A 13,073-nucleotide genomic window follows, 5' to 3' on the forward strand; every position below is an offset into this window, starting at 1 on the left:
AACCCCAGGTCGCCGGGTCGCCGGAGCGGCAGGACCCGCGGCCTCGGCCGCCTCAGCCGAAGAAGACCCCGACCTCCTCGTACAGCTTCGGGTCCACCGTCTTCAGCTTGGCCGTGGCCTCCGCGATCGGGACGCGGACGATGTCCGTGCCGCGCAGGGCGACCATCTTGCCGAAGTCGCCGTCCCGGACGGCCTCGATGGCGTGCAGGCCGAAGCGAGTGGCGAGCCAGCGGTCGAAGGCACTGGGGGTGCCCCCGCGCTGGACGTGCCCGAGGACCGTGGTCCTGGCCTCCTTGCCGGTGCGCCTCTCGATCTCCTTGGCCAGCCATTCGCCGACACCGGAGAGCCGGACGTGCCCGAAGGAGTCGAGCGAGCCGTCCTTGAGGACCACGTCGCCGTCCTTGGGCATGGCACCCTCTGCGACGACCACGATCGGGGCGTACGAGGCCTTGAAGCGGGAGGTCACCCAGGAGCAGACCTGTTCCACGTCGAAGCGCTGCTCGGGGATGAGGATGACGTTGGCGCCGCCAGCGAGGCCCGAGTGGAGGGCGATCCAGCCCGCGTGCCTCCCCATCACCTCGCAGACGAGCACGCGCATGTGCGACTCGGCGGTGGTGTGCAGCCGGTCGATCGCCTCGGTGGCGATGTTGACGGCGGTGTCGAAGCCGAAGGTGTAGTCGGTGGCGGACAGGTCGTTGTCGATGGTCTTCGGTACGCCGACGACGGGGACGCCGTACTCGTCGGTGAGGCGCGCGGCCACGCCGAGCGTGTCCTCGCCGCCGATCGCGATGAGCGCCTCGACATCCTGCTTGGCGAGGGTCTCCTTGATCCGGCGGATGCCGTTCTCGACCTTGAGCGGGTTGGTGCGCGAGGAGCCGAGGATGGTGCCGCCGCGGGGCAGGATGCCGCGCACGGCCGGGATGTCCAGCTGGACGGTGTCCCCTTCGAGCGGACCCCGCCAGCCGTCCCGGAAGCCGACGAAGTCATAGCCGTACTCCTGCACGCCCTTACGGACGATGCCTCGGATGACGGCGTTGAGCCCGGGGCAGTCGCCGCCTCCGGTCAGTACTCCGACCCGCATGGAAAGTCCCTTCGCCACGGTTGGCTGACGGGACTCACGCTAATAGTGATCCAGGTCACTTCAGTATGGTGCGGAAGGTCAATTCCGGTGAATTGTGCGGGAGTTGATCACTGACCTTCACTCGAAGGTGGGTAACCCGTGGTTTACGCGTCGTCCAGGCCGCGCTCTATGGCATAGCGAACGAGTTCGACACGGTTGTGGAGTTGCAGTTTGCCCAGGGTGTTCTGCACGTGGTTCTGGACCGTGCGGTGGGAGATGACCAGGCGCTCGGCGATCTGCTTGTAGCTGAGGCCCTTGGCGACCAGGCGGAGCACCTCGGTCTCGCGGTCGGTGAGCTGCGGGGCCCTGGGCTGGTCGCCGCCCGTGGCGGGCCCGGGGTCGGAGGCGAGCCGGCGGTACTCGCCGAGGACCAGTCCGGCGAGGCCCGGCGTGAACACCGGATCGCCGACGGCCGTGCGGCGCACAGCGTCGGTGAGCTCCTCCGTGGACGCCGACTTGAGCAGATAGCCCGTCGCGCCGGACTTGACCGCCTCCAGGACGTCGGCGTGCTCACCGCTGGCCGACAGGACGAGGACGCGCAGCGCCGGGTTGGCGCCGACCAGTTCCTTGCAGACCTGGACGCCGGGCTTGGCGGGCAGGTTCAGGTCGAGGACGAGGACGTCGGGCGCGGCTGCCTGGGCGCGGCGCACGGCCTGTTCGCCGTCGCCCGCGGTGGCGACGACGTCGAACCCGGCCTCGGCGAGGTCGCGGGCGACGGCGTCGCGCCACATGGGGTGATCGTCCACCACCATGACCCTGATCGGATCCTTGCGCTGCTCACTCATGCCCGCTCCACCTTCCCCCGCGAAACCTTCGAACCCTTCGAACCCTTGGGCGCCTTCGAATCCGTCGGCGCCTTCGGCACTTTCAGCTCGACCTCCGTGCCCTGCCCCGGGACCGAGATCAGCTCGGCCGCGCCGCCGATCTCGCGCAGCCGGCCGCGGATCGACAGGGCGACGCCGAGCCGCCCCTCCCCCTCGGCCTGGGCGAGCCGCCCCTCCGGGATGCCGGGGCCGTCGTCGCGCACGGTCACGATCACCGCGTCCGGCTCGTCCTCGACCAGGATCCAGGCCCTGGCGTCCGCACCCGCGTGCTTGCGGACATTGTCCAGGGCGGCACCGACAGCCGCGGCCAGCTCCTTGGCGGCGGCGGGGGCGAGCGGCACGGGCGCGCCAGGCTCGGAGAGCGTCACGCGCGCGGCGGCGTAGGGGGCGAGGAGCCCGCGCAGGTCGACGGGGCCCGCGGGATCCTCGTCGTCGCCCGGTTCGTCGACGGCTCGTACGACGGCACCGAGCGCGGCGTCCTCGGACACCCGGGAGACGGGCACCAGGCCGCCCGAGACCAGCGTGCGCAGCGCCACCTCCTGCTCACCGGCCATCCGGCCCAGCTCGGCGGTCTCGCCGCCGAGGGCGGACGCGCGCCGCTGCACCATGGCGAGGACCTGGAGCACGCCGTCGTGGATGTCGCGGGCCAGGCGTTCCCGTTCGCGGGTCGCGGCCTCGATCTCCAGGGCGCGGGCGAGGGTGGCCTCGGAGGCGCGGGCGACCTCGACGACGTATCCGATGGCGATGGAGGCGACCCAGACGAGGAGCACGTTGTGGATGGTGTCGCGGGTCGGAGCGCCGCGGTGGACGAGGTTGGCGGCCGCGACGAGCGTGGAGGCGAAGGCCGCCCAGCGCCAACCGCCCTTGATCGCGAACGCCAGGACGGATCCCGCGGTCCATATCGACGGCAGGGTCGGGCCGCCTGCGTCTATCCGGGCCGCGCTGTCGGCGACCCGGGTGAGCAGGATGCCGGTGAGCGCGATGGTCAGGTCGGCGGCGAGGAACCGCTTGGTACAGCTGGCCGCGTTGGCGACCCGGGGAAGGGTCGCGATGGTCCACACGAACAGGACGACGTAGTAGGCGATGGCCACCCAGGGCCGGTCGAACTCGTCGTACGCGGTGGCGAAGAGCCCGGTCGCGTACAGCATCGTCAGCACGCGGTAGCCGCTGAGCGCACGCCACAGCGGCTGCTCGACCGACATCCTCATGACTCGCTCGCGCTTGGCCATGTCCCCCACCCCATACCCCTGACGGACTCGCCTAAGAGCCGGCCCGTTCCGTGTCAGCCGCCGAGACAGCCGCTTCGGCCTCGGCGTCCTTCGCGGCCTTCTCCGCCTGCTTCTGCGCCTGTTCGGCTTCCTTGTGCGCCTGCTTCTCGGCCTTCGCCGCCTCCGCGAGCTGCCGCTTGGCGGCCGTCGCGTACACGTCGACGTACTCCTGGCCGGAGAGCTTCATGATTTCGTACATGACCTCGTCGGTCACGGCGCGCAGCACGAAACGGTCGTGCTCCATGCCGTTGTAGCGGCTGAAGTCGAGCGGCTTGCCGATGCGGATGCCCGGGCGCATCAGCTTGGGCATCACCTTGCCCGGCGGCTGGATCTTCTCGGTGTCGATCATCGCGACCGGAATGACGGGCGCTCCGGTGGCGAGCGCCACGCGCGCGAGGCCGCCGGGTTTGCCGCGGTAGAGACGGCCGTCGGGCGAGCGCGTGCCCTCCGGGTAGATACCGAACAGCTCACCGCGCTCGACGACGCCGATACCGCTCTTGACGGCCGCCTCGCCCGCGCCGCGCGCACCGGAGCGGTCCACGGGGAGCTGGCCGACGCCCTTGAAGAAGGCGGCGGTCATCCGGCCCTTGATGCCGGGCGTCGTGAAGTACTCGGCCTTCGCGATGAAGGTGACCTTGCGGTCGAGGACCGCGGGCAGGAAGAACGAGTCCGAGAACGACAGATGATTGCTCGCCAGAATGGCGGGGCCCTCGGCGGGGATGTGCTCGAGGCCTTCCACCCAGGGTCTGAAGGCGAGCTTCAGCGGCCCTCCGATGGAAAACTTCATTGCGCCGTAGATCAACCGAGTGCCTCCTGTGTCGTAGGTCAGACCTTAACCCGGAGCACTGTCAAAGGCCCCGACGACCCTGGTCGGTGTCAGTGCGGTCGCGTACGGTGAAGTACGCCTCGAAGCCCCGGGGCCATTTCTTGCTTCCGCCCGTCTCACGAACAGGAGACCGAAGGTGCCGGTCCTTCCTGGAGCCGAGCCGTTCCGCCATGAAGGCGGAGAGGTCGGCGTCCTTCTGTGCCACGGTTTCACCGGTTCCCCGCAGTCGCTGCGCCCCTGGGCGGAGTATCTCGCCGAGCGCGGTCTGACCGTCGCGCTGCCGCTGCTGCCCGGGCACGGCACGCGCTGGGAGGACATGCAGCTCACCGGCTGGCAGGACTGGTACGCCGAGGTGGACCGCGAGCTGCGCGCCCTCCGGGAGCGGTGCGCCCACGTGTTCGTCTTCGGCCTCTCCATGGGCGGCGCGCTGACCCTGCGGCTCGCCGCGAAGCACGGGGACGAGGTGAGCGGCATCGTCGTCGTCAACCCCGCGAACAAGGTGCACGGCCTGGCGGCACACGCCCTTCCGGTGCTCCGGCACTTCGTGCGCACGGTGCCCGGCATCACGAGCGACATCGCCAAAGAGGGCGGCGCCGAGATCGGCTACGACAAGGTGCCGCTGCACGCGGCGCACTCGATGCGCAACTTCTACCGAATGCTCGATGGCGAGCTGCCGCAGGTCACGCAGCCGATGCTGCTCCTGCACAGCCCGCAGGACCATGTGGTGCCGCCCGTCGACTCGGAGCGGATCCTCAGCCGGGTGTCGTCCACGGACGTGACGGAGATCCTGCTGGAACAGAGCTACCACGTCGCGACGTTGGACCACGACGCGGACCGGATCTTCGAGGAGAGCTACGCGTTCATCGGCCGGCTCGCACCCGGCGTCGGCAAGGAGTCCGACGCCGGTCGAGGGGTTCAGCAGGAAGGGACGGCCACCGGTGGCTGAGCACGAGGCGGACCGCGACGATTCCGAGGAGAAGGGCGTGCCCCTCGGCGATGAGCAGAGCGTGCCCTTCGACGAGGAGGCCGCATGGGAGGCGATCGTCTCCGGTTACGGCGAGGAGCCCAAGGACCCGCCCGGCGCGAAACCGTTCAAGTCGGTGGAAGACCTGGCCCTCCTCGAACCCGAGACGAACGACGACGCGGACACGGGCAAGGACAAGGACAAGCAGAGCCAGGACGACAAGGCCGAGGACAAGCCCGGAGACAAGCCCGCAAAGCCCCTCGGCAGCTCCGTGGCCTTCGCCCCCGGCGTGGCCGGCCCGCGTGACTTCGAGTCCCCCGAGCCCACGGACGACGACTTCGACGACACCGACGAGGGCCACTTCGTACCACCCGAGCCACCCCCGCTCCCCTCGGCCGACGCCACGGCCAAGTTCGCGTGGCTGGCAGTCCTCGGCGGCCCCGTGCTGCTCCTGCTGGCCGTCCTGCTCGGCTGGGACATGACCTGGTGGCTCGCCACCCTCGGCATCGGCGGCTTCCTGGGCGGCTTCGCCACGCTGGTGACACGCATGAAGAGCGACGACGAGGACGGCGACGACCCCGGCCGGGGCGCAGTGGTCTGACCGCGCCGCTTCCGTGGATGGGCGGCTGCGGGGCGTGCCAGGTGCCTGGGGCTGCGTTGTCGTATCTTGATCGCCATGCCTACGAACTCGTCCAGTGGGATCAGGGCGCTGCCCAACTCCCGTACTGAATCCGATGGTTCGGCTGTTGTCCGGGTCCTCAGCTACAACATCCGTTCGATGCGCGATGACACGGATGCGCTCGCGCGGGTGATCGGTGCCTGTGCGCCCGACCTTGTGCTGGTGCAGGAGGCTCCGCGGTTCTTCCGGTGGCGGAAGAAGCTGGCCCGGCTTGCGGCGGCTTCCGGGCAGATGGTCCTGTCCGGTGGGGCCACCGCGTCCGGGCCCGCGTTGTTGTGCTCCTTGCGGGCGACGGTCGAGCGGACCGAGGATGTTCTGCTTCCGCTCACGCCCGGGCTGCACCGGCGTGGGTTCGCCACCGCGGTGGTCCGGTTCGGTGGGGCCCGCCTCGGTGTTCTGAGCTGTCATCTCTCGCTGCAGAAGGACGAGCGCTACGAACAGGGGGGCATGCTCCTCGACCGGCTGGCCCGTCTTGGCACTCCGCATGCCGTGGTCGGGGGCGACCTCAATGAGCGGCCGGACGGGCGCACCTTCAAGCGGCTTGCCGGGGCCCTTCAGGACGGCTGGGCCACCCGGCCCTGGGGTGCTGAGCAGACCTCCACTCCCGAGGACCCGCACCAGCGTATCGACGCGATCTTCGCCACGGAGGGTGTGGAGGTCCTGGGGTGCGGGGTTCCGCTGGGTCTTGACGGTGTGACCGAGGGTGACCTCAGGAGGGCGACCGATCACCTGCCGGTGCTGGCCGCCCTCAAGGTGCCCGCCGGGTAGGAGCCGCGCCCGACGACGCTGGGCACGACGACGCCCGCCGACCCCGAGGGGCACGGCGGGCGCGCATCACACAGCGGACGTCACATGATCGGGTCCGGCTCCCGGGCCAGGTCCGCGGCCCCCACAAGCCCAGCCTTGTTCCCCAGCTGCGCCGCGATGACATCGGCGACGGGCCGCCAGTTGCCCCCCACCAGCCAACGCTTGTACGACTTACGAATGGGGTCGAGAACCAGCTCGCCCTCGTCCGACAGACCGCCACCGACGATGAAGGCGGACGGGTCGAAGAGCGAGGCAAGGTCGGCGAGACCGGCACCGGCCCAGCGGGCCAGCTCGCGGTAGGAGTCCACCGCGACCGGGTCCCCCTGGCGCGCGGCGACCGAGATGTGCTTGCCCTCGATGCCGTCGGGGCTGCCGTCGCCCAGCGCGAGCAGGATCTCCGCGTTCTCGGGTGTCGCGTTGGCCCGCTGCTTGGCGTACCGGACGAGCGCCCGCCCGGAGGCGTACTGCTCCCAGCACCCCTGCGAACCGCACCCGCACAGCAGCCCGTCCGGCACCATCCGGATGTGCCCGAACTCGGCGGCCACCCCGAAGTGCCCGCGGCGCAGCTTGTTGCCGATGATGATGCCGCCGCCGAGACCCGTGCCCAGCGTGATGCAGATGACGTTCCGGTGGCCCTTGCCGGCGCCGAACTTGTACTCGCCCCACGCGGCGGCGTTGGCGTCGTTCTCGACGACGACCGGCAGCCCCACCCGCGCTTCGACCTCGGCCTTGAGCGGTTCCTGCCGCCAGTCGATGTTCGGCGCGAAGTAGACCGTCGAGCGCTGGCGGTTCACGTAGCCGGCGGCACCGATGCCCACGCCCACGATCTCGTGCCCGGCGCGGGCACCCTCCACTGCGGAGGCGATGGCGTCCACGATGGCCTGCGGTGTGGTGGGGGTCGGCACCTTGTGGGTCGAGAGGATATTGCCTTCCTCGTCGACCACACCGGCCGCGATCTTCGTGCCGCCGATATCGACGCCGATGGTGAGTCCCATGAATCCCTCAGTTTCGGTCGAGCCCCGCTACGGCCAACCGTACCCGAGCTGCCATTAGTCCAAGTCGATGTGTTCGCCTGGACCGGTGCCCTCGTCGCGAGGATCCGTGTCCCGGGACGTCCAGCGCCGTTCCTGTGCCTCGACGGCCGAGCGATAGGCGGCGAGCAGCTCGGTGCCCGCGGCCGCGAGGTGGTCGAAGACGTCGGGGTTGCGCTCCATGACGGGTTCGACGGCGGCCTTGGCCTGCTGGACCACCTGGTTGACCATCTGCTGGGCGGCACCGCCCGCGACCGCTCCGAGCAGCGGAGACTGCATTCCGGACAGCTTGTCGGCGACGGCGTCGACGAGCTTGCGCAGCTCCTCGGCGGCCGAGCCGGGCGGTGCGCCGTACTGAGCGCGGCGGCGGGCCTTCTCCGCCGCGAGATCCTCGGCGGTCGCGGTCGCCCAGGCGTCGGCATCGACGTCGGACGCACGGACCTCGTCAGTCGCTTCCTGAGCGGCGTCGGACGTCGGGCGCTCTTCGCTCATGGCGGTTCTCCTGACTACGTTTCGTCCCTCCGACGTTACCCGAACGGAGGTACGCGGTTCACCGTGTCCGTGGCCACAGATCGGGGTCCGGCGCGAATCGGATCCTCAGCTCGCCCTCGCGCAGGGCGGCGCCGTCGACGGTGCAGCGGCGCAGGGCGGAGGGCAGCGGCACGATCCGGCGGAACTGCCCGGCGGTGACGACGAGTTCGTCGCCGCGCCGGATGAGGTCCAGCTCCTCGCGTATGGCGCCGGGGAGCGTGATGTGCCAGACGAGGACGCCTTCGTCGGCGAGGTGGTCGGTGAGGGGCCACTCGACGGGGGACGGCGTTTCGTTGACGACACCGGGTACGGGGAGCGCGCCGAGGTCGTCGGTACCGCGCGGGTCGTGCCCGCGGTGCGGAACCTCGTGGACGTCGTACGTCTCCTGCCACTCGTCGAGTGCCTTGCGCTGCTGGGCGGCGAGCGCGGCGAGCCAGGTGTCGTTCGTGGCATGGGGCAGCACGCGGTTCGCCACCAGGGCGTCGACGGAGAGGCCGCGCAGGGCGAGGCCCGTGCCGGCACTGCGTACGGCGTCGGTGCCTGCCGGCCCCGGCTCGGCGACCAGCCGTACGGTCGTGGCGCGGTCCTCGACGACCGCTTCCACGGCGGCCAGCTCGATGTCCCAGCGGGCCGCCGTCTCGTACAGCCACTCCGAGGGCATCGGGACGCCCGCGAGCCGGCCGAGGACGGGGCGCAGGGCGCGGGCCGCCTGGCGCTCCGCGGGGAGCAGGCGGCGCAGGTAGCGGCGGAGTTCCTCGGGGAGGGCGAGGAGGGCGAGGGCCTGGGGGGTCGGGGGGAGGTCGACGACGAGGAGGTCGTACGTGTCCGAGGTCGCCGCGTCGCGCAGGGCGCGGAGCAGGGCCAGCTCCTCGGCGCCGGGGAGGGGGGTGACTTCCTCGGCGTCCAGGCGGGCGGCGCCGAGCAGGTCCAGGGCGGTGCCTGCGCGGTTCTGGAAGGCGGTGAGGTCGGCGCGGAAGCGCTCTGCGGCGTCGGGGCGCCAGGCGGTGAGGTTGGGGCCCGCCTCCACTGGGGCGGGGCCTGTCCGTACGCCCAGGGCGGCGCCCAGGGTGTCCGTGCGGTCGGCGCTCAGGACCAGGGTGCGGGTGCCCTCGCGGGCGGCTTTCAGCGCGGTGGCCGCGGCGACGGTGGTACGGCCTGTGCCGCCGGGGCCTGTGATCAGGAGGGTGCGCATGAGGGTGAACGGTACCTGGGCTGGCGGGGGCGCCTTGGCGGGGTGGGCTCCGTTTTCGTGGCACCCGGCGCCTGTGCCGGCGTAGGGGCTTTTTCGCCCCCTCCGCCCCTACCCGTCCCGTACCTGGGGGCTCCGCCCCCAGACCCCCGTTCGCCCGAAGGGCTCGTCCTCAAACGCCGGACGGGCTGAAAGATCTCCGGACGAGCTGAAAGATCTCCGGCAAGGGCTAGTTGGTCTCCTCCACCCGCTTCTTCAAGCCGGCCAGCGCGCGGTCGATGATGACCTTTTCGGCCTTGCGCTTGATCATGCCGAGCATGGGGATCTTGACGTCGACCGTCAGGAGGTAGGTGACCTCGGTGGCGTCGGTGCCTGTGGGCTTGAGGATGTACGAGCCGTCGAGGGAGCGGAGCATCTGGGACTTGACCAGGGTCCAGGAGACCTCGTGGTCGCCGGTCCAGGTGTAGCCGAGGGTCTGGTCGTCCTTGATGGCGCCGGCGTCCATGACCAGACGTACCTGCTCGGCGCGGCCCTGGTCGTCCGTGGCGAGTACCTCCGCCTCCTTCACCTCGCCGGTCCAGTCCGGGTAGCGGGCGAAGTCGGCGATGACCGCCATGACATCAGCCGGTGCCGCCTCGATCGTGATGCTCGAACTGGTGTGTTCAGCCATCGCCGTGGCTCCTCCAGATACGGTCCGGTGAGGGAGGGTGGTGCGCACGTGTGTGCAGCGTGAAGGCTACCGCGCACCGGACGGGGCGCATTCACCCGCACCGGGTACGGGAGGGCGGCGGGCTCACCACTCCAGGGCCCACGGCCGCCCGGAGCCCGCGAAGTGACCCACGTTCACGCACTCGGTCGCCCCGATCCGCATTCTCCGCGCCAGCGGCTGGTGCACATGGCCGAAGAGCGAGTAGCGGGGCCGGGTGCGGCGGATCGCGTCCAGGAGGGCACGGCTACCGCGTTCGAAGCGGCGGGCCACCGTGTCGTAGACCAGCTCCGGGACCTCCGGCGGGATGTGCGTGCACAGCACGTCGACCTCGCCGACCGCCTCGATCTTCGCCGCGTACTCCTCGTCGCTGATCTCGTAGGGCGTGCGCATGGGCGTCATGAGTCCACCGCCGACGAAGCCGAAGACCCGGCCGCCGATCTCCACCCGCTCGCCGTCGAGGACCGTCGTGCCGGGTCCGGCGTACTCCGGCCACAACATCGGCATGTCGACATTGCCGTAGGTCGCGTACGTCGGCGTCGGGAACGCGCCGAACATCTCGGCGTACTGCTTGCGCACCGCCTTCTCGATGGCGGCGGCCCGGTCCGAGCCGATGCCGGACCACAGCCGGGCCCCGAAGTCCCGCGCCTCCTCGAAGCGGCGGGCGGTGCGCAGTTCGACGATGCGGTCCGCGTTCTCCACGCCGAAGAGGTCGGGGAAGATTCCGCGCGAGTGGTCGGCGTAGTCGAGGAAGAGTACGAGGTCACCGAGGCAGATCAGCGCGTCCGCACCGTCGCCGGCCCTGGCCAGGTCACGCGCGTTGCCGTGCACGTCACTGACCACATGAATGCGCGTCCTGCGGTTACCGCCTGGTGTGGGTGCCATGACGATCAAGCGTAGGCCTGTGCGGCATACGTGAATAGAAGGGGGCCGGACCTGCGGTTACTGGCCAGTCAAGAAAGCCGTGGACTACTGTGCGCAAAGGAACACCAACCTGTGTGACGCAGCGAACATCTCGTCGGACCCCCCTGTCGAAGAAGCCATACCGACGGGTAACGTCCGGGCAGTCCAGTCGTACTCAGGATTTCAACAATGATCTCTCTGAGTGCCTGCCCGAGCCTTGGACCGCACCGTCGCAGCACACAGAGTCGTGGCGTCGGCGCCCTATGAGGAGCAGCAGTCTTGCGCGAGTTCAGCCTTCCGGCTTTGTACGAGGTCCCTGCGGACGGAAATCTGACCGACATCGTCCGCAGAAACGCCGCGCAGCATCCTGACGTTGCTGTCATCGCCCGCAAGGTCGGCGGCGCGTGGACGGATGTCACCGCCACCGTCTTCCTTGCCGAGGTACGGGCCGCGGCCAAGGGTCTGATCGCGTCGGGCGTGCTGCCCGGTGACCGGGTCGGCCTGATGTCCCGTACCCGCTACGAGTGGACGCTGCTCGACTTCGCGATCTGGAGCGCGGGCGCGGTCACCGTGCCGGTGTACGAGACCAGCTCGGCGGAGCAGGTGCAGTGGATCCTCAGCGACTCGGGCGCGACCGCCTGCGTCGTCGAGCTGGACGCGCACGCGGCCGCCGTGGAGTCGGTGCGTGACCGGCTGCCCGCGCTGAAGCAGGTGTGGCAGATCGAGGGCGGCGGCGTCGAGGAGCTGGGCCGCGCCGGCAAGGACGTCACCGACGAGACGGTCGAGGAGCGCAGCTCGCTCGCCAAGGCCGACGACCCGGCGACCATCGTCTACACGAGCGGGACGACCGGCCGCCCCAAGGGCTGCGTCCTGACCCACCGCAGCTTCTTCGCCGAGTGCGGCAACATCGTGGAGCGGCTGCGCCCCCTGTTCCGTACGGGCGAGTGCTCGGTGCTGCTCTTCCTGCCGCTCGCGCACGTCTTCGGGCGGCTCGTGCAGGTCGCGCCGATGATGGCGCCGATCAAGCTGGGCATGGTCCCGGACATCAAGAACCTCACCGACGAACTGGCCTCGTTCCGGCCGACGTTGATCCTCGGTGTGCCGCGCGTCTTCGAGAAGGTATACAACTCGGCGCGCGCCAAGGCGCAGGCCGACGGCAAGGGCAAGATCTTCGACAAGGCGGCGGACACGGCGATCGCGTACAGCCGCGCCCTTGACACCCCCTCGGGCCCGTCTCTCGGCCTGAAGATCAAGTACAAGACCTTCGACAAGCTCGTCTACAGCAAGCTGCGGGCCGTACTGGGCGGCAAGGGCGAGTACGCGATTTCCGGCGGCGCCCCGCTCGGCGAGCGCCTCGGGCACTTCTTCCGCGGCATCGGCTTCACGGTCCTGGAGGGCTACGGCCTGACCGAGTCCTGTGCGGCGACCGCCTTCAACCCGTGGGACCGCCAGAAGATCGGCACGGTCGGCCAGCCGCTGCCCGGCTCCGTCGTGCGGATCGCGGACGACGGCGAGGTGCTGCTGCACGGCGAGCACCTGTTCAAGGGGTACTGGAACAACGAGGCCGCGACCGCCGAGGCCCTCGCCGACGGCTGGTTCCACACCGGTGACATCGGCACCCTCGACGAGGACGGCTACCTCCGGATCACCGGCCGCAAGAAGGAGATCATCGTCACCGCGGGCGGCAAGAACGTCGCCCCGGCCGTGATCGAGGACCGCATCCGCGCGCACGCGCTGGTCGCGGAGTGCATGGTGGTCGGCGACGGGCGCCCGTTCGTCGGCGCGCTGGTCACCATCGACGAGGAGTTCCTGGGCCGCTGGGCCACCGAGCACGGGAAGCCTGCCGGCTCGACCGCGGTGTCGCTCCGCGAGGACGCGGATCTGCTGGCCGCGATCCAGGACGCCATCGACGACGGCAACGCCGCGGTGTCCAAGGCGGAGTCGGTACGGAAGTTCCGGATCCTCGCTGAGCAGTTCAGTGAGGAGTCGGGGCATCTCACCCCTTCTCTGAAGCTCAAGCGGAATGTGGTTGCCAAGGATTACGCCGACGAAATTGAGGCGATTTACCGGGGCTGACGTGCCTACTCGCCGTAGGGGTGGGGGTTCCCCTGCGGCGTACCGGCCGTGGTTGGTTGCTCGCGCAGTTCCCCGCGCCCCTGAACGGGGCGTTGCCCCGCCAGGGGCGCGGGGAACTGCGCGGCCAGCCCGCGACTACCCGCAGTCGC

The 13,073-nt window shown here is 70.2% G+C and carries 13 protein-coding genes; 4 read left to right on the forward strand and 9 right to left on the reverse strand.

The features are described 5' to 3' along the window. Window positions 1-52 precede the first annotated feature (52 nt). The 4 genes from OG219_RS13455 to OG219_RS13470 form a co-directional block, all read right to left on the reverse strand. Window positions 53-1,081 carry a 6-phosphofructokinase gene (locus tag OG219_RS13455; protein WP_266826211.1) on the reverse strand — a complete coding sequence of 343 codons (1,029 nt, stop codon included), beginning with the start codon at window positions 1,079-1,081 and terminating at the stop codon, window positions 53-55. A gap of 143 nt (window positions 1,082-1,224) precedes the next feature. Continuing rightward, a complete protein-coding gene (locus OG219_RS13460) occupies window positions 1,225-1,905 on the reverse strand; it encodes a response regulator transcription factor (RefSeq protein WP_266826213.1) in 681 nt (226 codons plus the stop codon). Then, window positions 1,902-3,173, reverse strand: a complete 1,272-nt coding sequence (locus OG219_RS13465) for a MacS family sensor histidine kinase (RefSeq protein WP_266826215.1) — start codon at window positions 3,171-3,173, stop codon at window positions 1,902-1,904. Before OG219_RS13465 ends, OG219_RS13460 begins: the two co-directional genes overlap by 4 nt. A gap of 31 nt (window positions 3,174-3,204) precedes the next feature. Then, complete coding sequence (locus OG219_RS13470) at window positions 3,205-3,999, reverse strand: 1-acyl-sn-glycerol-3-phosphate acyltransferase (protein WP_266826217.1); 795 nt, start codon at window positions 3,997-3,999, stop codon at window positions 3,205-3,207. A 175-nt stretch (window positions 4,000-4,174) separates the two neighbouring features. Here OG219_RS13470 and OG219_RS13475 point away from each other — a divergent pair, with 175 nt between their 5' ends. The 3 genes from OG219_RS13475 (at window position 4,175) to OG219_RS13485 (ending at window position 6,449) form a co-directional block, all read left to right on the forward strand. Next, window positions 4,175-4,984, forward strand: a complete 810-nt coding sequence (locus OG219_RS13475) for a carboxylesterase (RefSeq protein WP_266826219.1) — start codon at window positions 4,175-4,177, stop codon at window positions 4,982-4,984. Beyond that, window positions 4,977-5,603, forward strand: coding sequence for a hypothetical protein (locus OG219_RS13480; protein WP_266826221.1), 627 nt, complete (start codon window positions 4,977-4,979; stop codon window positions 5,601-5,603). Before OG219_RS13475 ends, OG219_RS13480 begins: the two co-directional genes overlap by 8 nt. Window positions 5,604-5,678: 75 nt before the next feature. Further along, window positions 5,679-6,449: an endonuclease/exonuclease/phosphatase family protein gene (locus tag OG219_RS13485; protein WP_266826223.1), complete on the forward strand. Its 771-nt coding sequence runs from the start codon at window positions 5,679-5,681 to the stop codon at window positions 6,447-6,449. A gap of 80 nt (window positions 6,450-6,529) precedes the next feature. Here the strand turns inward: OG219_RS13485 and OG219_RS13490 are convergent, their stop codons facing one another. From OG219_RS13490 to OG219_RS13510, 5 genes are all read right to left on the reverse strand, one after another. Next, window positions 6,530-7,483, reverse strand: coding sequence for an ROK family glucokinase (locus OG219_RS13490; RefSeq protein ID WP_266826225.1), 954 nt, complete (start codon window positions 7,481-7,483; stop codon window positions 6,530-6,532). A gap of 54 nt (window positions 7,484-7,537) precedes the next feature. Further along, window positions 7,538-8,011, reverse strand: a complete 474-nt coding sequence (locus OG219_RS13495) for a DUF5304 domain-containing protein (protein WP_266826227.1) — start codon at window positions 8,009-8,011, stop codon at window positions 7,538-7,540. Between the two features lie 58 nt (window positions 8,012-8,069). Beyond that, on the reverse strand, window positions 8,070-9,242 hold the full coding sequence (locus OG219_RS13500) for an ArsA family ATPase (protein WP_266826229.1): 1,173 nt from the start codon (window positions 9,240-9,242) through the stop codon (window positions 8,070-8,072). Window positions 9,243-9,468: 226 nt separating this feature from the next. Continuing rightward, on the reverse strand, window positions 9,469-9,909 hold the full coding sequence (locus OG219_RS13505; protein ID WP_266826231.1) for an SRPBCC family protein: 441 nt from the start codon (window positions 9,907-9,909) through the stop codon (window positions 9,469-9,471). A 123-nt stretch (window positions 9,910-10,032) separates the two neighbouring features. Next, window positions 10,033-10,788 (reverse strand): metallophosphoesterase, encoded by a 756-nt coding sequence (locus OG219_RS13510; RefSeq protein WP_266836085.1) that lies wholly within the window; start codon window positions 10,786-10,788, stop codon window positions 10,033-10,035. Between the two features lie 339 nt (window positions 10,789-11,127). On the opposite strand from OG219_RS13510, the gene OG219_RS13515 reads away from it, so the two are divergent. After that, a complete protein-coding gene (locus OG219_RS13515; RefSeq protein WP_266826233.1) occupies window positions 11,128-12,924 on the forward strand; it encodes a long-chain fatty acid--CoA ligase in 1,797 nt (598 codons plus the stop codon). Window positions 12,925-13,073 lie beyond the last annotated feature (149 nt).

The organism is Streptomyces sp. NBC_00038, assembly GCF_026343635.1.
Classification (GTDB): Bacteria; Actinomycetota; Actinomycetes; order Streptomycetales; family Streptomycetaceae; genus Streptomyces.